General features: G+C 64.6%; 19 protein-coding genes. 9 read left to right on the forward strand and 10 right to left on the reverse strand.

Translation table 11 applies throughout. From position 1 onward, the window contains the following. Positions 1-9 precede the first annotated feature (9 nt). Entirely contained in the window at positions 10-192 is a 183-nt protein-coding gene (locus GGD66_RS08365; protein WP_092261854.1) for a hypothetical protein, read from the reverse strand. A 351-nt stretch (positions 193-543) separates the two neighbouring features. Between GGD66_RS08365 and GGD66_RS08370 the strand changes: the two genes are divergently transcribed. After that, complete coding sequence (locus tag GGD66_RS08370; RefSeq protein ID WP_018319158.1) at positions 544-765, forward strand: hypothetical protein; 222 nt, start codon at positions 544-546, stop codon at positions 763-765. Positions 766-967: 202 nt separating this feature from the next. Further along, entirely contained in the window at positions 968-2,287 is a 1,320-nt protein-coding gene (locus GGD66_RS08375) for a dicarboxylate/amino acid:cation symporter (RefSeq protein ID WP_183257373.1), read from the forward strand. Positions 2,288-2,298: 11 nt separating this feature from the next. Here GGD66_RS08375 and GGD66_RS08380 read toward each other — a convergent pair whose 3' ends face one another. Both GGD66_RS08380 and GGD66_RS08385 read right to left on the reverse strand, forming a co-directional pair. Then, the gene (locus GGD66_RS08380; protein WP_183257374.1) at positions 2,299-3,672 is read right to left on the reverse strand and encodes a hypothetical protein; all 1,374 of its coding nucleotides are present in this window, start codon (positions 3,670-3,672) and stop codon (positions 2,299-2,301) included. Positions 3,673-3,782: 110 nt separating this feature from the next. Continuing rightward, complete coding sequence (locus GGD66_RS08385) at positions 3,783-5,042, reverse strand: allantoate amidohydrolase (RefSeq protein ID WP_183257375.1); 1,260 nt, start codon at positions 5,040-5,042, stop codon at positions 3,783-3,785. Positions 5,043-5,399: 357 nt separating this feature from the next. Here GGD66_RS08385 and GGD66_RS08390 point away from each other — a divergent pair, with 357 nt between their 5' ends. Next, positions 5,400-5,885 (forward strand): nucleoside deaminase, encoded by a 486-nt coding sequence (locus tag GGD66_RS08390; protein WP_183257376.1) that lies wholly within the window; start codon positions 5,400-5,402, stop codon positions 5,883-5,885. A 134-nt stretch (positions 5,886-6,019) separates the two neighbouring features. Here GGD66_RS08390 and GGD66_RS08395 read toward each other — a convergent pair whose 3' ends face one another. Further along, positions 6,020-7,123, reverse strand: a complete 1,104-nt coding sequence (locus tag GGD66_RS08395) for a hypothetical protein (RefSeq protein WP_183257377.1) — start codon at positions 7,121-7,123, stop codon at positions 6,020-6,022. Positions 7,124-7,669: 546 nt separating this feature from the next. On the opposite strand from GGD66_RS08395, the gene GGD66_RS08400 reads away from it, so the two are divergent. The 4 genes from GGD66_RS08400 to GGD66_RS08415 all read left to right on the forward strand — a co-directional run bounded on the left by GGD66_RS08400 (position 7,670) and on the right by GGD66_RS08415 (position 12,392). Next, positions 7,670-9,259 (forward strand): ABC transporter ATP-binding protein, encoded by a 1,590-nt coding sequence (locus GGD66_RS08400; protein WP_409362356.1) that lies wholly within the window; start codon positions 7,670-7,672, stop codon positions 9,257-9,259. Next, positions 9,243-10,334 (forward strand): ABC transporter permease, encoded by a 1,092-nt coding sequence (locus tag GGD66_RS08405; protein ID WP_183257379.1) that lies wholly within the window; start codon positions 9,243-9,245, stop codon positions 10,332-10,334. Before GGD66_RS08400 ends, GGD66_RS08405 begins: the two co-directional genes overlap by 17 nt. Beyond that, positions 10,321-11,238, forward strand: a complete 918-nt coding sequence (locus GGD66_RS08410; protein ID WP_183257380.1) for an ABC transporter permease — start codon at positions 10,321-10,323, stop codon at positions 11,236-11,238. Before GGD66_RS08405 ends, GGD66_RS08410 begins: the two co-directional genes overlap by 14 nt. A 77-nt stretch (positions 11,239-11,315) precedes the next feature. Beyond that, complete coding sequence (locus GGD66_RS08415; protein ID WP_183257381.1) at positions 11,316-12,392, forward strand: BMP family ABC transporter substrate-binding protein; 1,077 nt, start codon at positions 11,316-11,318, stop codon at positions 12,390-12,392. A 94-nt stretch (positions 12,393-12,486) separates the two neighbouring features. Here GGD66_RS08415 and GGD66_RS08420 read toward each other — a convergent pair whose 3' ends face one another. Next, on the reverse strand, positions 12,487-13,836 hold the full coding sequence (locus tag GGD66_RS08420; protein WP_183257382.1) for an 8-oxoguanine deaminase: 1,350 nt from the start codon (positions 13,834-13,836) through the stop codon (positions 12,487-12,489). A gap of 147 nt (positions 13,837-13,983) precedes the next feature. On the opposite strand from GGD66_RS08420, the gene GGD66_RS08425 reads away from it, so the two are divergent. Together GGD66_RS08425 and GGD66_RS08430 are read left to right on the forward strand one after the other, a co-directional pair. Beyond that, positions 13,984-14,811, forward strand: coding sequence for an FAD binding domain-containing protein (locus GGD66_RS08425; protein WP_183257383.1), 828 nt, complete (start codon positions 13,984-13,986; stop codon positions 14,809-14,811). Then, positions 14,808-17,549, forward strand: a complete 2,742-nt coding sequence (locus GGD66_RS08430) for a molybdopterin cofactor-binding domain-containing protein (RefSeq protein ID WP_183257384.1) — start codon at positions 14,808-14,810, stop codon at positions 17,547-17,549. The genes GGD66_RS08425 and GGD66_RS08430 overlap by 4 nt, the downstream gene beginning before the upstream one ends. 67 nt (positions 17,550-17,616) lie before the next feature. Here the strand turns inward: GGD66_RS08430 and uraD are convergent, their stop codons facing one another. The 5 genes from uraD to GGD66_RS08455 all read right to left on the reverse strand — a co-directional run bounded on the left by uraD (position 17,617) and on the right by GGD66_RS08455 (position 21,931). Next, positions 17,617-18,504, reverse strand: a complete 888-nt coding sequence (gene uraD, locus GGD66_RS08435) for a 2-oxo-4-hydroxy-4-carboxy-5-ureidoimidazoline decarboxylase (protein WP_183257385.1) — start codon at positions 18,502-18,504, stop codon at positions 17,617-17,619. A gap of 6 nt (positions 18,505-18,510) precedes the next feature. Next, positions 18,511-19,446 carry an allantoinase PuuE gene (gene puuE / locus GGD66_RS08440; RefSeq protein WP_183257386.1) on the reverse strand — a complete coding sequence of 312 codons (936 nt, stop codon included), beginning with the start codon at positions 19,444-19,446 and terminating at the stop codon, positions 18,511-18,513. Next, positions 19,447-19,860, reverse strand: a complete 414-nt coding sequence (locus tag GGD66_RS08445) for a DUF3830 family protein (protein WP_014493672.1) — start codon at positions 19,858-19,860, stop codon at positions 19,447-19,449. 90 nt (positions 19,861-19,950) lie between these two features. Next, the gene (locus GGD66_RS08450) at positions 19,951-20,226 is read right to left on the reverse strand and encodes a hypothetical protein (RefSeq protein ID WP_183257387.1); all 276 of its coding nucleotides are present in this window, start codon (positions 20,224-20,226) and stop codon (positions 19,951-19,953) included. Between the two features lie 1,303 nt (positions 20,227-21,529). Further along, positions 21,530-21,931, reverse strand: coding sequence for a hypothetical protein (locus tag GGD66_RS08455; protein WP_183235317.1), 402 nt, complete (start codon positions 21,929-21,931; stop codon positions 21,530-21,532). Positions 21,932-21,944 lie beyond the last annotated feature (13 nt).

Consider the following 21,944-nt stretch of genomic DNA (forward strand, 5'->3'; position numbering starts at 1 on the left):
CGGCTAACGTCAGATCCGCGCAAGCTCCACTTGGCCGACGTTACACTCCCGGAAGTGATAGGCAATTTCGTCGAGCGCGCGCTGCTCCCATTCCTCGGCTTGCGCGAGCCAAAAAACCCGGCGATTGAAATCGAGCGCGGCACGCTCCCGGCACAGGGATTCCTGACTGCGAATTTCGACAAGCCTGTTCATGCACTCCACTCCTGCAGCGTGAAGTCATTCCCCGGGAATCACCGTAACAGAGTCCTCAACCTTTCGCCTCACGATTTCTGTGCATATTGCGACGCAGAATGGGACAGCAGCGTTTCCCGTGCGTCGCGGCAACTTGCAGTGCAACATCAATCCAAAATCATCAATATGTGATCGAAGCTCGGGACGATATTCGCGGTCGAACGATCTTTACTCTTGTGGCGCAATGAAGTGCGGCAATTCGTGAAGAGTGGTTCTAAACTGCGCACCGAATTCCCGACTCATTGTCGTCGCATGGTCTTCATGCAGCGCCGCTAACAGAGGCGCGCGAATGGTACTATCGCTTGAGGCAACATGAGCAACGACGTCGACTTCGATCTTTCGCCGGACCAGTGGGAAGCTCTGCGCACACTTCGCAACCCCGTGTCGGGCGGTCGCCTCTCCAAGGCCTATCTTATCGAAAGTCTGGTCAAGTTCGGCCTCGTTGTCGTCAATGACGGCGTACCCGTGATGACGCCCACCGGACGCAAGGCGCTTGTGCGCGGATCATGCCGGCTGCTGGATCTTGCGGCATGACGATGCCTTTCGTTTCGGCGAAGGCATAACGACTGACCGCGGGTCCCGCGCTCCCGACACAGCGCACGACCCAAGAAGCGTTGCGTCGCCCCCGCGATATCAGAGCGATGTCCAGCGTCGCTTTCCGGATCCCCCGCGACAATCTGGCACGGTTGTTGCTCCTGTTTGACGTCCACGTCGCGTCAAACCGGGGGAATCCACCATGTCGACCATCACCGCGGCACCCGCCGCCGAGCCGAAGCCGCTCTACACCTCGCTGTTCGTGCAGGTCCTGGCCGCGCTGGTGCTTGGCGTCATCCTGGGCATCGCCGTCCCGGATTTCGCGATCGGGCTCAAGATCCTCAGCGACGCCTTCCTGAAGCTGATCTCGATGATCGTGGCGCCGATCGTGTTCTGCGTCGTCGTGCACGGCATTGCCGGCGCCGGCGACCTCAAGAAGGTCGGCCGGGTCGGCGTCAAGGCACTGGTCTATTTCGAGATCATGACGACCGTCGCGCTCGTCGTCGGCCTGTTGCTCGCCTACCTCTTCGGCCCCGGCCACGGCATGAACATCGATCCCTCGACGCTGGATGCCAAAGCGCTCAACACCTACGCCGACAACGCCCACAAGCTGTCAGGCGGCGGCATCGGCGCCTTCCTGATGAACGTGATCCCGACCACCTCCTTCGATGCGCTGTCGCGCAACGACGTGCTCCAGGTGCTGTTCTTCGCGGTCCTGTTCGGCGTCGGCCTCGCGCTCGTCGGCGGCGAGAAGAGTAAGCTCGTCACCAGCATGATCGATGCGGCTTCCACCGTGCTGTTCCGCGTCATGGGGCTGATCGTCCGCGTTGCCCCGCTCGGCGTGCTCGGCGCGGTCGCCTACACCGTCGGCAAATACGGCGTCGGCTCGCTGAAGCAGCTCGTGTCGCTGGTGATGCTGTTCTACGTCTCGGTCGGCATCTTCGTGCTGGGCGTGCTCGGCGGCGTGATGGCGCTCGCCGGACTCAACATCCTCAAATTCCTCGCCTACCTGCGCGAAGAGCTGACCATCGTGCTCGCGACCGCCTCCTCCGATGCCGTGCTGCCGCAGATCATGAAGAAGCTCGAGCGGATGGGGGTGAAGGATTCCGTGGTCGGTCTCGTGATCCCGACCGGCTATTCCTTCAACCTCGACGCCTTCTCGATCTATCTGACGCTGGCCGTCGTCTTCATCGCGCAGGCGACCAACACACCGCTGTCCTTCGGCGATCTCCTGCTGGTTCTCGGCGTCTCCCTGATCACCTCGAAGGGCGCGCATGGCGTGCCGGGTTCGGCCATCGTGATCCTGGCCGCGACGCTCAATGCGGTGCCGAGCATTCCCGCAATCGGCCTCGTGCTGGTGTTGTCGGTCGACTGGTTCATCGGCATGGCCCGCGCACTCGGCAACCTCGTCGGCAATTGCGTCGCGACCGTCGTGGTCGCGGCCTGGGAAGGCGATCTCGATCGCGCCAAGGCGGCCAAGGTGCTGGAGGGCGGCGAGCTGGTGGACGTGACGGCGGGATAGCGCCCTACGGATCAGTCATTCCATTGGAGGAGCGGCGTTCCATACGCTCTCCTCCAGACCGACAGGAAGCGCGGAAACCAGGAATGGGCCACGGCGCCCTTGTAGGCCCAGGTGCGATACTTCAGCCCCTGTTCCGAAATCAGCTCTTGATATCCGCCGTGTACTTCGGTCGCGGTGCGAATGTCCTTCAATATGCCTTGCGCGCAGGCCCGGTAGCGATCACCGCCGGAGACCTCGTCGTAGTCGAGCATCCGGTCCGCGAATTCGACGTTGAACGTCGGCCAGGATGAGCGCCCCTGATAGGCGGGAGCCGCAATCTTGTGGATCATCTTGTTCCGCGGATTATCCGCGGACACCAGGAAGTGGAACGTCGAGGGTATGCGGAAGCGCGGCTCTGCAATGATCAGATCCGCCGTGGCCGCGAACAGTGCACGCTCGCCGGCATCGGTCATGTCCCAGAAGCCGCGATGCACGCTGACGAAATCCAGCGCGACCGAGGACGCCGGCGGGCCCTTCGGACCATCCAGGGAATGCCTGATGTAGCCGTCTTTGCCGAACAGACGGAGCAGGTCCTTCTTGTACTGCGCAAGGCCGCGTCCGAGCAGCCGCTTCAGCTCGCTCTCGTCGACGATGCCGAGCTGCACGCTCCACACGAAGGTCGTGTAGACGCAGGCATTGGTGACAAAGCGCCTGCGTTCCGCACGGGTATCCGTTGCAGCGGAGCGAGGGCCGCGGGCATCACACAACAAATACCTGGTGCCGTCATCGTCGAACGGCTCGAGCTCGCTTGCGAGCTGGAGGATCGCACGCTTCAGGTCGCCGCCATATTCTGCCAGCAGCAGGCGGCCGGCATGCGCGCATTGCGACATCGCCAGATAGGACGGAGCCCTCTGATCGGCCGAGATCATCTGCTGCAGGCCGGCCAGAATGCCGAGCAGCGTATCCGAGGGCTGCGAGAAATAGTTTACGCCGAGGTACCGACCGCGCCCCGCCGGGACGATGGTGGTCGTGACGACGTCGGCGCGAACCGCCTCCAGCAACAGACGGATGCTCTTGTCGAGCAGCCGGGCCCGCCGCACTGCGTCCTGCGCATCCATGATGGTCTCGGGGTCGAGAACATCAGGATAGAACCAGGCGAAGTCACGGGGATAATAGGCGGATGCGTGCGGCGCGCCGGTGACGAGGAAGGCCTCGGTGACCGAAAACGCGCTGTCCATCGAGTGCCGGTAAAGGTCCTCGATGGCCGACAACGAATGGTGTGACTTCCTCAGGAATCGATCACCGAGAAAATTGACCGCCTGGAGGGCGTTGGCGAAAAACGTCGCGGCCGCGCCTTGGTAAAATCGGTTTCCGCGATCTGAGGGCAACGAGATATCACTATTCATATGTGGCGAGGTCACTCCGATGGTGCGGCCACCACCCAAAGCATGGCTGATTCGTATTTCCTCCAGATGACGTACCGGCTTCCAGCGGGGCATCTTACGACCTGATCAGCCTAGCCTTCCCGCGGCCTGAAATTCTCAATCACCCGCAGCAGCACCCGCGCACCAGCGTCGGCGTCGGCAAGCTCCACATGCTCGTCCGGGTGGTGGCTGATGCCGCCGCGGCAGCGGACGAAGATCATGCCGACATCGGCGATGTCGATCATGGCCATGCCGTCATGCCCCGCTCCGCTCGGCAGCTCGAACACGGAGAACCCCTCCGCTCCGATCGCCTGCGCGATCTGCTCCTTGAGCCACGGCGCGCAAGGCGCGGTGCGGTTCTCGTGGGTGACGTCGAGCTGGAGGGCCAGGTGCCGGCGCTTGGCGATCGCCTCGATCTGGCGGACGATATCGGCGACCGCGCGCTTGCGGTGCATATCGGTCGGCGCGCGCATGTCGATGGTGAACGACACCTCGCCCGGAATGACGTTGGTGGCGCCGGGCCTCGCCTGGATGTAGCCGACGGTGCCGACAAGGCCGCTCTCGTCGGTGCGGCAAAACTGCTCGATCGCGCCGATGCATTCGGCCGCACCCGTGAGCGCATCGCGGCGCAGCGCCATCGGCACGGTACCGGCGTGCCCCGCCATGCCGGTCAGCCGCGCGGCAAGCCGCGTCGCACCGGCAATCGCGGTGACGACACCGACAGGCAGATCCTGCGCTTCCAGCACCGGCCCCTGCTCGATGTGCAATTCGAGATAGGCAAGCAGCTCGCGCCGCGTCCGCGCGGCTGCTCCGATATGATCGGGATCGAGGCCGAACTGTACGAGCGCATCGCGCATCGACACACCGTCGCGGTCGCGCACATGCAACACACTCTCGTCGAAGGTGCCGGCCACGGCACGGCTGCCGAGCAAGGTCGAAGCGAAGCGCACGCCCTCCTCATCGGCAAAGCCGACGATCTCGATCGCGAACGGCAGGCGCTTGCCACGGCGATTGAGATCGGCAACGCAGGCAATGGCCGTGATCACCCCCAACGGCCCGTCCCATTTGCCGGCATCGCGTACGGTGTCGTAGTGCGACCCGAGCATCAGGCAGGGCGCGCCGGGCCGCTCGCCTTCGTAGCGGCCGCAGACATTGCCGATCGCGTCAGGGCGCGCGCTCATGCCGGCCCCGCGCATCCAGCTCAGCAGGAGGTCCGCCGCCTCGCGCAATTCCTTGGTGAGATAGATGCGCGTGAGGTTGTCGCCTGCTTCCGAGATCGCAGCCAGATCGTTGATCCGACGCACGATCTCTTCGCCGAGCGATGCATTTTGAACGGCGTTGGCGGCACCCATCTCGACGAGCTTTCTCTTCTCTGGACCGCGGCAGCGGCTGTCCTGGCGACAATCAGTACACGTTCGGCGGCAAATCACGCACCGGCGCCCGTCCCAACCGCCGCGTGGTTAGCATGAATGCGCGTACGCGGCAGGCTGCGTCGCGCCGGTCATGCACAGGCGCGGCAACGGTTCACCCAATAACAGGACCCGAACCGCCCGCATAATCAATATTTTCAATCGCTTATCCGGAATATACCGTCAATAAGCCGGGGGCGGCTGGTGGAGATGTTCCACGGCGAATTCGTGTATGAAGGACGGACCGGCGAAGCCGGTCTCGCCGCGATCGGTCGGCGCATGCGGGGCAGCGGAGGATCGATGGCCGGCACTTCGAAGCGTGACGAGCAGTTTCTGCGTTTGTCCTTCGCGGTCGCCCGCCGCTCCCTCACCCATGGCAACCACCCGTTCGGCTGCATCGTCGTCGAAGCGGACGGCAAGGTGCTGATCGAGACCGAGAACGGCTACATGCCGGATCATGACGGCACCGCGCATGCCGAACGTCTCGCGGCCACCCAGGCCTGCCGCACACTCAGCCGCGAGGTGCTGGCGACAGCGACGCTCTATTCCTCGGCAGAGCCCTGCGCGATGTGCGCCGGCGCGATCTACTGGGCCGGCATCGGCCGCGTCGTCTATGGGCTCAGCGAGCATCGCCTGCGCGGCGTCACCGGCAACCATCCTGACAACCCGACCCTCGACCTGCCGTGCCGCGAGGTCTTTGCCAGCGGCCAGCGGCCAACCGAGGTCGTTGGTCCGCTGCTCGAGGACGAAGCCGAAGCGCTGCATGACGGCGTGTGGACGAAGTAGGCGTTACCACAAGTTCGGATCTGTAGGGTGGACAAAGGCGCCCTTGCGCCGTGCCCACCATCGGATTGCTACGGCAGCAGAAGTCGTGGGCACGCTTCGCTTTGCCCACCCTACGGCTGCCACGTGTCAAGCAGTCAGAACTTCACGGTGATACCGGAGTAGAGCGAGGATTCGGTGCACGACCCCGTGCTCACCGTCCGGCCACCGACCGCCGCGGTACAGCCGACGGCAAGGTTGTGATCGAGACCGAACTTGTTCTGCCAATAGCGGTAAGCCACCCAGACGTCCACAAAGTGGGAGTACTTGTCACCCCAGGCGGCCTTCGAGGCATCGAAGGTCAGGCGGATCGGCTCCGAATTCAACTCGACCGCCGTGTTGTAGACGCCGTTCGCGGGTCTGTAGGGAAGCGGCTGGGTGTCGGTGCCCTTCTTGCCGTACCAGCCGGCGCGGCCGCTGATCGAGAAATATTGCATGTTCGGCGGGAGGAAGCCGAGATCCATGTAGTAATTGACCTCGACCGCCCAGGTCGGCTTGAACGAGGTGTTGCCGTCTGCAAGACAGGTCACGCCGGGAACGCCCGCACCGAACAGTCCGCACTGGCTGAATGAGTTGTGATTGGCGAACTCCCAGTACACCAGCGGCGCGACGTTGATGTAACCCTTGTAGGGCAGATCGAACGCAAACTGCAGACCGCCGACGACGTCGCGCTTGGCCGCGCCGAAATACCGGTTTTCCGTGTTGGCATCCATGCCAACCTCGAACGAGATGTTGTGAAGCGGCCCCGCGGTGAAGGCCTTGGTGTCGAAGAGCTCATTCCAGCCGAACGTCGAGCGGAACAGTCCGTAGATCTCCGTTGCACCGGCGCACGTTGCAGGCGCGCCGAAGATCGTGCCCGCGTTGGTGCAGGGCGCAGACGGGTCATTGTGGTCGGACTTGAACATCGAGATGGTGAAGAAGTTCGTGCCGTATGCCCAGAGATCGAAATGCGTGAACGAGTAAACCTGCTTGGTGGTCTTGCTGTCGATCGATCCATCCGGCCGGAACGACCACGCACCGGGCTGCGAGGCGTTGAAGATGTAGGAGAAGGTGACGCGGTTATCGATCACCAGGAAGAACGGGAGATCCGCCGCCTTCTTGGCAGCCTTGACCGGCAGATCCGCCGCGAAAGCCAGGCCACCGGTGGCCAGCGTGGCAAGTGACAGCGCCGTTGCTTCAATTGCCCTGAAACGAAACGACATCCTGAATACCCCCAAGTTTGGACACGTCAATGAACGCCCTTGGGTGCGACACTTGCGCCGATCTCCCGAACGGAGAAGCCTCAACTTTTTTCAAGGCATGCCGCTTGTTTTGGCAAGGCGCAGCGTTTCTTCGTGGGATTTAGTAAGTTTTTTGCAGCGGGCATGCGGCTCGCAAGGCCGGCTATTGCCGGACATTCCCGTCTGATTTCGCTCTTCTTTCATGTCGAGCGGATGTTGGGGGACGGACGGTCAGGAGCCAATGTTGCGTCGATCCGCAATGCATAAGCGCGATGGCGCAACTTTGCTCACTGCGACGTCAAGGCTGCATAGCGGGTTCCGATTTGCCTTGAACCGTCACAAATCTGCAACAGGCGCCCGCGGAAGCCGCGCCCGTAAGGCAATGTGCGGGCACCTGAACACGGGGCTTCGTCCCGGCGAGAGCCGGCGCGCTGCCACAAGCTGCCTGCCAAAGCGTTGAGCAAGGGATGACGCATTTTCCCACCTTACGCCGGGGTTCAAACTGGCCCACTATTGGGGCATTTCACCATGCAAGCGCATCAGCGAATGTTGGATTCGACACCTGACGGCCTGAATTCCGGCGAGTCCCCGCTGCTGCGGACGATCGGACTCACCAAACGCTATGGCGATTTCCTCGCCAACGATTCCATCGACATCGATATTTGGCCAGGCGAAATCCACGCGCTGCTCGGCGAGAACGGCGCCGGCAAGTCGACGCTGGTCAAGGCGATCTACGGGCTGATCCAGCCGAGCGCTGGCGAGATTCGCTGGCAGGGCCGACGAATCCTGCTGTCCGGACCTTCGGAAGCACGCAGCCTCGGCATCGGCATGGTGTTCCAGCACTTCTCGCTGTTCGACAATCTCACCGTCGCCGAGAACGTCGCGCTCGGCCTCGACGGACGAGAATCCTTCAAGGACATGTCGGCGCGACTGGAGCAGGTGTCGAAGACTTACGGCCTTCCGCTCGATCCCAAGCGCGAGGTCTGGCAATTGTCGGTCGGCGAGCGCCAGCGCATCGAGATCGTCCGGGCGCTGATGCAGGATCCGAAATTCCTGATCCTGGACGAGCCCACCGCCGTCCTGACGCCGCAGGAAGCCGATCAGTTGTTCGTCGTGCTGGAGCGGCTCAAGGCCGAAGGCCGCGCCATCCTCTACATCAGCCACAAGCTCGAGGAGGTGAAGCGGCTCTGCGACACCGCCACGATCCTGCGCGGCGGCAGGAAGGTCGAGACCTGCAATCCCCGGCACGAGACCGCCGCTTCGCTAGCGCGCATGATGGTCGGCGGTGAGATCAAGGAAGTGAAGGCGGCATCCGGCCGGACAACCACCTTGCCGCGGCTCGTCGTCAACGATCTTTCGCTCGCGCCGAGCGAGCCGCATGGCGTCCGGCTCGAGCACATCTCGTTCGAGCTGAAGGGCGGCGAGATCCTGGGCATCGCCGGCGTCGCCGGCAACGGCCAGGAGGAGTTGTTCGCCGCGCTGTCCGGCGAGCGGTTGTCGAAGGACCCCGGCACCGTGGTGATCGAAGGCATTGCCGCCGGCCATCTCTCCATCACGCAGCGACGCAGGCTCGGAGCAGCTTTCGTTCCCGAAGAGCGGCTCGGCCATGGCACCGCGCCGCGCATGAAGCTCTCGGAGAACGCGCTGCTCACCGGACATGCCGCGAGCGGCATGGTCAATCGCGGCTTCATCAATACCGCGGCCACGCTGAAGACCGTCGACCGCGCGACCGAAACATTCGACGTCCGCAAGGCCAAGCGCGATCCGGAAGCCGCATCCCTCTCCGGCGGCAATCTGCAGAAGTTCATTGTGGGACGCGAGATCCTGCGCAACCCCGCTGTGCTGGTGGTGAGCCAACCGACCTGGGGCGTCGATGCCGGCGCCGCCGCCGTCATTCGCCAGGCGCTGCTTGATCTGGCAACCGCGGGCGCCGCCGTGCTCGTGACCAGCCAAGATCTCGACGAACTCGCCGAGATCGCCGACCGCATCGCCGTGATGTTCCACGGCAAGCTGTCGGCACCGCTCGCGACCCGCGAGGCAACGCGCGAAAAGCTCGGCCTTCTCATGGGCGGCAGCAGCCTCGAGCCAAAGGAGGTCGCGCATGCAATTGGTGCTTGAGAAGCGCGCCGAGCGCTCGGGCACGATCGCGCTGGTCTCGCCGCTGATCGCGATCGGCCTCACGGTCGTGACCATGATCATCCTGTTCGCGATCCTCGGCAAGAATCCGCTGCTCGCCTTGCACGCCTACTTCATCGCGCCACTGACGGACGGCTATTCGCTGCAGGAGATCGCGGTGAAGGCGACGCCGCTGGTGATGATCGCGATCGGCCTGTCACTGTGCTATCTCGCCAATGCCTGGAACATCGGCGCCGAAGGTCAATTCCTGATCGGCGCGGTTGCGGGAAGCTGGATCGCGGTGAAGACGCAAGGCACCGACGCCGGCGCCTGGGTGCTGCCGGCCATGCTCGTCCTCGCTGCCGCTGCGGGTGCGCTCTATGCGCTGATCCCGGCGATCTGCAAGGTGAAGTTCGGCGCCAGCGAGATCCTGACCAGCCTGATGCTGGTCTATGTCGCCGACCTCTTCCTCGATTATCTCGTGCGCGGCCCCTGGCGCGACCCCAACGGCTTCAACTTCCCGACCACGGCCGAGTTCGATCCGGTGGCGACGGTGCCGTTGCTGATCGAGGGCGGCCGGCTGCATCTCGGCTCGATCATTGCGCTTCTAGTCGTCGCCGCGGCTGCAATCCTGCTCGGGCGAACCATCAAGGGGTTCGAGATTCGTGTCGTCGGCGCAGCGCCCCGCGCGGCCCGGTTCGGCGGCTTCAACGCCAATCAACTGATCATCCTGACCTTCGCGATATCAGGCGCGCTCGCAGGGCTCGCCGGCATCATCGAGGTGGCAGGTCCGGTCGGACATCTCCAGCCCGGCATCTCACCCGGCTACGGTTTTACTGCGATCATCGTCGCCTTCCTCGGCCGGCTGAACCCGCTTGGAATATTAATTGCAGGCCTTTTCCTCGCGCTGACTTTTATCGGCGGCGAGCAGGCGCAGATCGCGATGAAGATTCCATTGGATGTCACCAAGGTCTTTCAGGGCATTCTGCTGTTCTACGTGCTCGCCTGCGATTCCCTGATTCTCTATCGCTTCAAGCTGAGCTTCCCGAACCGTCAGGTGGCCCGTGGAACTCATTGAAGCCATCATCCTGGCCGTGCTCGCCGCGTCCACGCCGCTCCTGATCGCCGCGACCGGAGAGCTCGTGACCGAGCGCTCCGGCGTGCTCAATCTCGGCGTCGAGGGCATGATGATCGTTGGCGCGGCCTGCGGCTTTGCCGGCGCCTGGCTCACCGGATCGGTCTTCGTCGGCGCGCTGTTCGGCATCATCGCGGGCACGATGATGTCGCTGATCTTCGCATTGATGGCCCTCGGGCTCGCCGTCAACCAGGTGGCGACGGGACTCGCACTGACCATCCTCGGCGTCGGGCTGTCCGGACTGATCGGCGCCGGCTTCGTCGGCGAGCGCATCACGCCGGCGGTCCATCTCGCCATTCCGGCCCTCACCGACATCCCGCTGGTCGGGCGCGTGCTGTTCGGCGAGGATGGCTTCGTCTACTTCTCGATTGCACTCGTCGTCGGCGTCTGGTGGTTCCTGTACCGCACGCGGGCGGGATTGATCCTGCGCGCCTGCGGCGACAACCACGTCTCCGCGCATGCGCTCGGCTATCCCGTGCTGCGTATCCGCACCTTCGCGGTGATGTTCGGCGGCGCCTGCGCCGGCCTTGCCGGCGCTTATCTGCCGCTCGCCTATACGCCGTTCTTCATTCCCGGCATGACCGCGGGCCGCGGCTGGATCGCACTGGCGCTGGTGGTGTTCTCGTCCTGGCGGCCGGGCCGGCTCGTGATCGGCGCCTATCTCTTCGGGGCCGTGACGATCCTGCAATTGCATGCGCAGGGCTGGGGCATCGGCATTCCCTCGCAATTCATGTCGGCGCTGCCTTATCTTGCGACGATCATCGTGCTGGTCCTGCTCTCCCGCGCGCGCAGCGGCGGATCGACCGCACCGGCCGCGCTCGGCACCGTGTTCGTGCCCGACCGCTGAATTTCATTTCCGCGGCGCGCGCGATGGGGCGCGCACGTTGCGGATCGTGGCGTTCCCCTGATGTTTGGAGATCGATGATGAGGAAATCACTTCTTGCGCTGGCCGCCGGACTCCTGCTCGCCGGCAGCGTCAGTGCAGTCTCCGCCGCCGACAAGCTGAAGGTCGGCTTCATCTATCTGGGTCCGATCGGAGATTTGGGCTGGACCTATCAGCATGATCTGGCGCGGCAGGCGCTGGTGAAGGAATTGGGCGACCAGATCGAGACCACCTATCTGGAGAACGTGCCCGAAGGCCCCGACGCCGAGCGCTCCATCGAGCAGCTCGTCCGCGCCGGCAACAAGCTGATTTTCACGACCTCGTTCGGTTACATGGATCCGACGCTGAAGGTCGCGAAAAAATATCCGAACGTGCATTTCGAGCACGCCACCGGCTACAAGCGCAATCCGAACATGTCGACCTACTCGGCCAGATGGTATCAGGGCCGCTACATCCAGGGGCTGATCGCGGCCAAGATGTCGAAGTCCGGCGTGCTCGGCTATATCGGCTCGTTCCCGATTCCGGAGGTCGTCTCCGGCATCAACGCGACGATCCTGGCGGCGCAGACCATCAAGCCTGACATCAAGGTCAAGATCATCTGGGCCAACACCTGGTTCGACCCTGGCAAGGAGGCCGACGCCGCCAAGGCGCTGATCGACCAGGGCGCCGACGTGATCATGCAGCACACGGATTCGCCCGCCGCGATGCAGATCGCCAGCGAACGCGGCAAGCTCGCCTTCGGCCAGGACTCCGAGATGATCAAGTTCGGGCCTAAGACCCAGCTGACCTCGATCCTCGACACCTGGGGTCCCTATTACATCGAGCGGGTCAAGGCCGAGCTTGCCGGCACCTGGAAGTCCCAGGACAGCTGGGGCGGTCTCGACAGTCACATGTTCGCGATGGCGCCCTACACCAATATGCCCGACGAGGTGAAAAAGCTCGCCGAGGATGCCCAGACCGCGATCACTGCAGGTAAGCTACATCCGTTCAAGTGCCCGATCGTTGGGCAGGACGGCAAGCCGGTCGAGTGCAAAGGCGGCGATCACCTCGACGACGGCCAGATCCTCGGCATGAAATTCTACGTCAAAGGCATCGACGACAAGCTGCCGGGCAAGTAGCACGCTTCTTGCTTAGGCTAGATCACCTGCTCCTCCCGGAGGAGGTTCGGAGGGGGTGGCCAGAAGCACCCGGCACTTGTGGTCGCCCCCTCTTTCATCCCATCCGCATGAGCTGCGCCGCCGAGCTGTGACGGCGGATGAGGTCTGCCACATCGAGGCCCGGGATCGCGCCGTCGATCACGGCCCATTTTCCTCCCACCATCACCCGGTCGGCCCGATGCGCTCCGCACAGCACCAATGCGGCCAAGGAGTCGCCATGGCCGGAGAAGCGCAATTCGTCGAGCCTGAACAGCGCGAGGTCCGCAGCCTTGCCGACCGCGATCTCGCCGAGTTCCGGCCGGCCGACGCAGGCCGCGGAGCCCTTGGTGGCCCAGCGCAGCGCGTCCTTGTGGCTGACCTTGGCCACGCCATAACGCGCCCGTTGCAGCAGGAACGCAGCCCGCACCTCCTGCATCAGATTCGATCCGTCGTTCGAGGCCGAGCCGTCGACACCGATCCCGATCCCGACGCCGGCCTCCTCCATCTCGCAGACCGGGCAGCAGCCGGACGCCAGCAGCTGGTTGCTGCACGCGCAATGGCTGATGGTCGTCTTCGCCTTGCCCAGCCGCTTCATCTCGTCGGCATTGAAAAATATGCCGTGGGCGAGCCAGGTCCGCGCATTGAGCCAGCCGCACTGCTCGAGGTAGTCGAGTGGACGGCAGCCATACATCTGCTGGCAGAATTTGTTCTCGTCCTCGGTCTCGGCGAGATGGGTGTGCAGGCGCACGTCGAGCTTGTCGGCGAGATCGGCGGTGGCGCGCATCAGCGACGTCGTCACCGAGAACGGCGAGCACGGCGCCAGCGCGATCTGTACCATCGCATCGGCGCCGCGCTGGTGGTGCCTCGCCACCACGCGCGCGCTGTCGGCGAGGATCGTGTCCTCGTCCTGCACGACGCTGTCAGGCGGCAGGCCACCGTCCCGCTGCGACAGGTTCATCGAGCCGCGCGTCAGCAGCACCCGCACGCCGAGACGACTTGCGACGCCGACCTCGATATCGACGGCGTCCTCGAGACCCGCGGGGAAGACGTAGTGATGATCCGTCGTGGTGGTGCAGCCCGAGAGCAACAGCTCGGACATCGCCACGGTGACGCCGAGCTCGAGCGCCTCAGGCGTCAGCCTCGCCCACACCGGATAGAGCGCCTTGAGCCAGGGGAACAGCTCCCGATCCATCGCCGCCGGCAGCGCCCGGGTCAGTGTCTGGTAGAAATGATGATGGGTGTTGATCAGGCCCGGCAGCACGACATGTGCGCTCGCATCGAATACCGCGACGTCAGCGGTCGCAGGCGTGGCGCCGGCCGGCACCAGCTCGACGATGCGGCCGTCCGTCACGACGATTCCGCGCTCGGCACCGTCGGCGAGGACGGCCAGGGGATCCCTGATCCAGATCGGCTTTGAGTCGCTCATGATCCCGATTCTCCTCATACCCGCTGACAGGCCAGCCAGGTAAACGCTGGCTCGATCACCTTCGCGCCACGACTTGCTTGTTGCGACTTGGCTCCGGTCTTGCAAGAATCATCGACACGATTCACCGGCGGAAGCTTTGGCGCAGCCATGGATTTGAATACCATCACGACAGTGGCCCGTCCGCAAACACGGACACAATTGCCGGCCTGGACGGCAGGCGACGCCTGGCTCGCGGGCGGCACGTGGTTGTTCTCGGAGCCGCAGGTCCATCTGAAGCGGCTGATCGATCTGACCGATTTGAAATGGCCGGCGCTGACGATCACAGACAGCCATCTCTCCATCGCCGCCACTTGCACGGTCGCGCAGCTCGACGGACTTGCCTGCCCGTCCGATTGGCTGGCCGCGCCGCTGATCAACCAATGCTGCCGCGCCTTCCTTGCCTCGTTCAAGATCTGGAAGACCGCGACCGTAGGCGGCAATGTCTGCATGTCGCTGCCGGCGGGACCGATGATCTCGCTCACCGCAGCGCTGGGCGGCGTCTGCACCATCTGGAAGGCCGGCGGCGGCGAGCAGAGGATTCCTGTTGTCGACTTCGTCACCGGCAATCAGCGCAATCGCCTGACGCCGGGCGACCTGCTTCGCCAGATCGATATTCCGATTGCCGCGCTGAAGCGCCGCACGGCATATCGCCAGATCTCGCTGGCGCCGGTCGGCCGCTCGGCGGCGCTCCTGATCGGCAGCCTCGATGCCGATGGCACGCTGACGCTGACGGTCACCGCATCGACGGCGCGGCCGATCCAGCTGTCGTTCGCCAAGCCGCCCGATGTGGGCGCGCTTCGTGATGCCATCATACAGCAGATCACGGATGACCTGTACCACACCGACATCCACGGCCAGCCGCTCTGGCGCAAGCACATGACATTGCGGCTCGCCGAAGAGGTTCGCCGCGAGTTGCTTGGGGCAATGCCGTCATGAGCTTCGAGATCAACGGCAAGCCGTTTGCGCAGGAGCCGCGCGCCGGCCAGTGCCTGCGCACGTTCCTGCGCGAGCTCGGCCATTTCGGCGTGAAAAAGGGCTGCGACGCCGGTGACTGCGGCGCTTGCACCGTGCTGCTCGACGGCGAGCCGGTGCACAGCTGCCTGATCCCGGCGTTCCGGGCCGAGGGACGCGCCATCACCACGATCGAAGGTCTGGGCGGAGACCACGGCACGCATCCGATGCAGCAGGCTTTCCTCGACGCGCAGGGCTTTCAATGCGGCTTCTGCACGGCCGGCATGATCCTGACCTGCGCCTCGCTGAACCAGGCGCAGCGCACCGATCTCGGCGCGGCGCTGAAGGGCAATATCTGCCGCTGCACCGGCTATCGCGCGATCGAGGACGCATTGCTCGGCAACACCAATGTCGAGGCAAGCGTCGAAGCCGGAGCCGCGTTTGGCCGCAGCCTGCCGGCGCCCGCAGGTCCCGACATCGTGCGCGGCGAGGCGCGCTACACCTTCGACACCGCCATCGACGGACTGCTGCACGTCAAGCTGGTGCGGTCGCCGCATGCCCACGCCAGGATCGTCGCGATCGATAAGTCGGAAGCGCTGAAGGTTCCCGGCGTGCACGCGGTGCTCACGCATGAAGACGCACCTTCGATGCTGATCTCGACCGCGCGGCACGAGATGGACTGGATGGACCCCGAGGACACCCGCGTTCTCGACGACGTCGTCCGCTTCATCGGCCAGAGGGTTGCCGCCATCGTCGCCGAGAGCGAGGCCGCCGCCGAGGAGGCCTGCCGCCGGCTGAAGCTCGATTATGAGATTTTGCCTGCGCTGATCGATCCGGAGCAGGCGATGGCGCCCGGTGCGCCCATTATTCATCCCGATCGCACCACCGCGAACCGCATCGCCGACGCCCAGCGCAACCTCGCTGCGGAGACACATGGCGAGTTCGGCGACGTCGCGGCGGCGCTCGCGACATCTGCCGTCACCTACGAGGCCACCTTCCACAGTCATCGCGTCCAGCATGCGGCGCTGGAGACCCATGGCGGCCTCGCCTGGCTCGATACTTCCGGCGTGCTCAATGTCCGCACCTCGACGCAGGTGCCGTTCCTGACCCGGCGCGCGCTGTCGGATATCTTCAAGCTCCCGCCCGACAAGGTCCGCGTGTTCTGCGAGCGCGTCGGCGGCGGCTTTGGCGGCAAGCAGGAGATGTTCGTCGAGGACATTCTGGCGCTCGCTGCGCTCAAGACGGGACGTCCGGTGAAGCTGGAGCTCACCCGCGAGGAGCAGTTCATCGCGACCTCGACGCGGCACCCGATGCGGGTCAACATCAAGGCCGGAGCGGATGCCGACGGCAAGCTCACCGCGCTCCAGCTCGACGTGCTCTCCAACACCGGCGCCTACGGCAATCACGCCGGCCCGGTGATGTTCCACTCGCTGTCGGAGTCCATCGCAGTCTACAATTGCCCGAACAAGCGGGTCGACGGCTACGCCGTCTACACCAACACGGTGCCGGCGGGTGCGTTTCGCGGCTATGGCCTGCCGCAGACGTTGATCGCGATCGAGGCCGCGATCGACGAGCTGGGCGAGCAGCTCGGCATCAACCCCTACGAGATGCGCCGGCGCAACATCGTGAGGGACGGCGATCCCATGCTGTCGCCGCCGCCGTCCGAATTTCACGACGTGCTTTACGGCTCCTACGGTCTCGACCAGTGCCTCGACCTCGTCGAGCGCGCGATGCAGGCTGACGGCCCGCAGCCGGACCTGTCGCCGGACTGGCTGATCGGCGACGGCGTCGCGCTGACCATGATCGACACCGTGCCGCCGGCGGGCCACCTCGCCGACGCGACGATTACGCTCAACGACGACGGCGGCTTCGATCTCACCGTCGGCACCGCCGAATTCGGCAACGGCACCAGCACCGTGCACCGGCAGATCGCCGCGACCACGCTGGCGACCACCGTCGACCGGATCCGCTTGCGCCAGTCCGACACCGCCCATGGCGGCCACGACACCGGCGCCTATGGCAGCGCGGGCATGTTCGTCGCCGGCAAGGCGACGCATGCGGCTTCCATTCAGCTCGCGACCGAGCTGAAGGTGGCCGCCGCCGGCGCGTGGCTCTGTGACATCGGGAGCTGCGTGCTCGAGGACAATGCCGTCGTCAGCGGCGTCCGGCGCATGCCGTTTACGGAGCTGGCGAAGCTCGCGCGCGAGCACGGACAGCCGTTCGCAGGCAGCGGCAATTCCACCGGCACGCCGCGCTCGGTCGGCTTCAACGTCCAGGGTTTTCGCATCGCCGTGAACAAGGCCACCGGCGAGCTCAGGATACTCCGGAGCGTCCACGCCGCGGACGCCGGCATCGTTGCCAATCCGATGCAGTGCCGCGGTCAGGTCGAAGGCGGCGTTGCGCAGGCGCTCGGCGCCGCGCTCTACGAGGAGATGGTGATCGACGCGACCGGCCGGGTCACCAACCCGAAATTCCGCGACTACCACCTGCCTTCGTTCGCCGACGTCCCGCGCACCGAAGTGTTCTTCGCCGAGACGTCCGACACGATCGGTCCGTTGGGTGCGAAGTCGATGAGCGAGAGCCCGTACAATCCGGTCGCAGCCGCGCTCGGCAACGCGATCGCGAATGCCACCGGCATCCGCTTCACCGCGCCACCGTTCAAGCCGGACCGGCTGTTTCCGGCGCTGCTCGACAAGTTTGCCGGCTCCACTGGGACGCGATAGCTCGACCACGGCGACGCTGTTCTCCCTCGCCCCGCTTGCGGGGAGAGGTGAAGAGCGCGCCTCGCATTTAGCTGCCGCGATAGGTCGAATAGCTCCATGGCGTGACCAACAGCGGCACGTGATAGTGCCCCTCTGGCTCGCTGACGGCAAAGCGCAGCGGGATCTCGTCGAGGAACGGCGGATCCGACAGCGGCACGTTGCGCTCGGCGTAGTATCTGGCAACGCTGAATTTGAGCTCATAGCGGCCGATCGGCAGCGGACGGCCGCCGATCAGCGGTTGATCGGTGCGGCCGTCCGCATTGGTGACCGCGCGCGCGATTACACGGCTCTCGCCGAGGCTTGCGAGCTCCACGAGCTCGACCGGGATGCCGGACGCCGGCTTGCCGACGTGGTTGTCCAGCACATGGGTCGAGAGCCGGCCGTACACCTTCAGCCTGTCGTCGGCCATGACGAGCTGATCCAGCCGCAGCGCGGAGATGCGGCCGATCTCCTCGATCGCGCGCCGTGTCTCGGTCTTGGCGATATTGCGTAACCGCGTCTCGAAGTCGCGCAGCACGGAATCCCGGGTGTGACGACGCACGCAGACGATATAGGGGAAGCCGAACTTGTCCCGATAGGCGCTGTTGACGCGCTCGAACGCCGCGTATTCCGCATCCGACAACCGGTCGAGGCCGGCGCTGTTCTGCTCATCGGTCGATTCCGCCGTCAGCCCCGCCGCGCGCTGGGTCTTGCTGGCGAGATCGGGATGCGCCCGGATCAGCGCCAGTTGCGCGTCGGGTTCGGCACTCTGGATCGCCGCCATCAGCGCTGCGTGCAACTGGTTGACGCCCGCAAACGGCCGCTTGTCGGCGAGCTGCTCAGCGATCCACGGCGAATATTCGACGACATTGGCGAGCGCCGCGACGAAATCGGCCTTGCTTGCGGCATTGAGATCGGCGAGCGAGATCTGCGACATCGTCCTTCAACCGATCTCGAATGCGTCGGCCGCAAGATGAGCATGCTTGTCGTGCCAGTGCTGGGCGATCTGCAAACGCGTCGGCACCCAGACACGCTCGTGCTTGCCGATATAATCGAGGAAGCGCATCAGGCCCGCAGCGCGGCCGGGTCGGCCGGCGAGACGGCAGTGCAGACCTACCGACATCATCTTGGGCGCGGTTTCGCCCTCCGCATAGAGCACGTCGAAGGCGTCCTTCAGATAGGTGAAGAACTGCTCGCCCTCGGCAAAGCCTTGCGGGTTGATGAAGCGCATGTCGTTGGCGTCTAGCGTATAGGGAATGATGAGCTGCTTGCCGCCCGCGCTCTTGACCCAATAGGGCAGATCGTCGGCATAGGAGTCGCAGAGATAGAGGAAGCCGCCCTCCTCCATCAGCAAACGGTTGGTGTTGATCGAGGACCGCCCGGTGTACCAGCCGAGCGGCCGCGATCCGGTGGCCTCAGTGTGGACGCGGATCGCTTCCGCGATCTCGGCGCGCTCCTGCGCCTCGGTCATGTCCTTGTGCTCGATCCATTTCAGGCTGTGGCTGGCGATATCCCAGCCCGCCTCCTTCATGGCGGCGACGATTTCGGGGTTGCGCTTCAGCGCGGTGGCGACACCGAACACGGTGGTCGGCCAGTTGCGTGCGGTGAACATCCGCCACAGCCGCCAGAAGCCGGCGCGCGAGCCATATTCGAACATCGATTCGATATTGGCGTGGCGCTGGCCCGGCCAGGGCTGCGCGCCGAGCACGTCGGACAGGAACGCTTCCGAGGCGCGGTCGCCGTGCAGGATGTTGTTCTCGCCGCCTTCCTCGAAATTGACGACGAACTGCACCGCGACCCGCGCGTTGCCGGGCCACTCTGGGTGCGGCGGGTTGCGGCCGTAACCGCGGAGATCGCGCGGGTAGCGTGTGTCAGACACTCAGACTTCCTCGAAGCGGATCGGCAGCGCGCCCTTCCACAGCACGCTTTTGCCCAGCGTCGCCAGATTCTCCAGGCCCGAGGTCAGCGTGATGAAGTGGTTGCCGGCGAGCTGGCCCATCTTGCTGGCGAAATGCACGCCGCCATAGGCCAGCAGGATCTCGGTCTCGCTGATGCCGCCGGGATAGAGGATGATCTGGCCCGGCGCGGGATAGCTGGTGTGGTTCTCGTAGCCGACGCCGAAATCGAGATCGCCGAGCGGCATCCACACGCCTTCGCCGCTCCAGCGCACATGGATGATGTGGCTTTCGAACGGCAGTGCCTTGCGGAAGGCGGCGACGGTCTTGGGCGCCAGCTGCTCCTCGAAACGGGCATCGAAGGTGAAGTCGCCGGCACGGATAACGAGTTTGCTCATCTCATCTCTCTGGATCGGGGCCGGTGGCCCCACGGATAATTTTCAAGCAAAGAGCACTCCCGACAGTTTCGCGCAAGGGGCGCGGACGCATCACCTGCGGTCGTAGGACCAGCCGAAAATGCCGCTCCGCCGCGTTTCTGGTTCCGGCTCGGCGGCCGGCGGAGGGGCTTCCTTCAGTTCCGCCCGCGGCGGCGGGGGCGGTGCCGGCAAGGTCTCGCATTTCATGGAGTAGACCAGCTTGCCGTCCGCGGTACGCCCGATCGGGGCACAGGGATCGGGATGTCCGGCCGCGGTCTTCGGCGCCAACTTGACTTGCGCGGCCGCCGGTGACGCCAGCAGCAGCAGGACCAGCAGATATCTCGACATCATTGTCGCCTGAAAGCTCGATTGGCCATTGAACCGGATTGAGGCGGGCAAGTCCATCGGCGCCAGAGGGCGCGATTGCCGAATATTTAGCCGTGTCCCGGACAAGCCGCAGCGCTTCTTGCCGCTGCTGCGCATAGCTCGGATCCAGATGGCGACACGGTACGACGCGGATGGATGGGCTCCGGCTCTGCAGTGCACCGCACCGGACGATGCTTCGCATCGCCGGGGACGCCGCGCTGCGTCCGGGGCATGAGAGCGGAGTGAGGCGCACGCTGTCTCCACATGTCATTGCGATGCTCCAGTGCACATCCCAGCGGCGCTGCCGTAGGGTGGGCAAAGGCGCATCGCGCCGTGCCCACGATCTCCCTCCATGAGCGACAAGGCGTGGGCACGCTTCGCTTTGCCCACCCTACGAGATCGAGTTTGTGGCTCAGCTCGCAGACATGCCTTCGCGGCCTCGCGGCGCATTTCGCCCGAGCTTTGCTTGGTCTCGCCACCCTCTCATCCAAGAGGGCGCAGGGAAGGCCGGGTGCCGGCTCGCACCCGCGGTCCGCTGCGCGAAATGCACACGCAGAAGAACCGCACAGCAGCATACAGGTGTGGCCGATCACTCGGCCTTCCCTGCGCGGTGGTTGGACGGCTTATGCCGTGATCTCCCGGGAGCCGACCATTCCTTCTGGCCTCCCTCGCCGTTCGAATTGGATGATACCGTCCACCCGGTTGGGCTCGCGCATCTTCGAACAGCTTGACCGTAGCAACGACGGCCAGGACCACACGGTTTTGCCGTACGCGCGTTCGCTGGTCACCACATTATCTCCCGGCCTTGTCGACGTTGCCGAAAGAATGTGGCGAGACGAACTGAACAGCGCCGCTCATCCGCACGAAGCCTCGGGCTCACAGGGACTACCCGCCCTGCCCGCGCCTCTCGTGCCGACGCTGCCGCGTCCACCGCAAGCCCGGCTCGCGACAGTGACGACACATAGTCGCCCCTCTTGGGTGAGCCGGGATGGGCGACACATACGCCGAAACCGAATTTCGGTAAAGTGGAATATTTTTAGCGAAGCGGATTGACAGCGGGCGACACAGGCTCGGTGCCGTAGCCCGGATGGAGCGCCAGCGTAACCCGGGACGGTGCGAGATGCCGGGCGGGCGGACCCGGATTGCGCTTCCGCCGTCGCTCTTCGAGCTATGGCGGACAAGTCGCTCCATCCGGGCTACGAGCGTACCGACGCATCAAAAAAGGGCGGCACAAAGTACCGCCCTTTTCGCGCAGCCCAATCCGGGCCGCGTTGAAAACAGCCGCTCAGTAGCCCGGATCGTAATAGAACGGACTGCCGCCGCCGTAATAGCCTTGACCGCCATAATAGCCCGGACCGCCGTAGTAGGGACGCGAACCATAATAATAGCGGTTCTCGTAGTAGTCGCGGCGGCGCTGCTCGGCGATCACCCCGCCGATGATCCCCGCCGCGGCGCCCATGAAGGCGAGGCCTGCGGCGTTCGACCCGCGCCGATAATAGTGGCGCCGCCGGGCGCTGAAATCGGTGACGTCGGAGGAGCCCTGCCCTGCCGTGACGGGCTTTGCTGACACCGCCCCGGGGGACGCCGCAGCCGAGGGCGATGCGGAGGTTGCGACCAATGCCAGGCTTGCGAACGCGGCCAGCACCATGTTGCGGCCGGCTGCGGAAATCATGGGTCTCACAGTCATTTTGACCTTCCTA

Source organism: Bradyrhizobium sp. CIR48 (assembly GCF_014198315.1).
GTDB lineage: Bacteria > Pseudomonadota > Alphaproteobacteria > Rhizobiales > Xanthobacteraceae > Bradyrhizobium.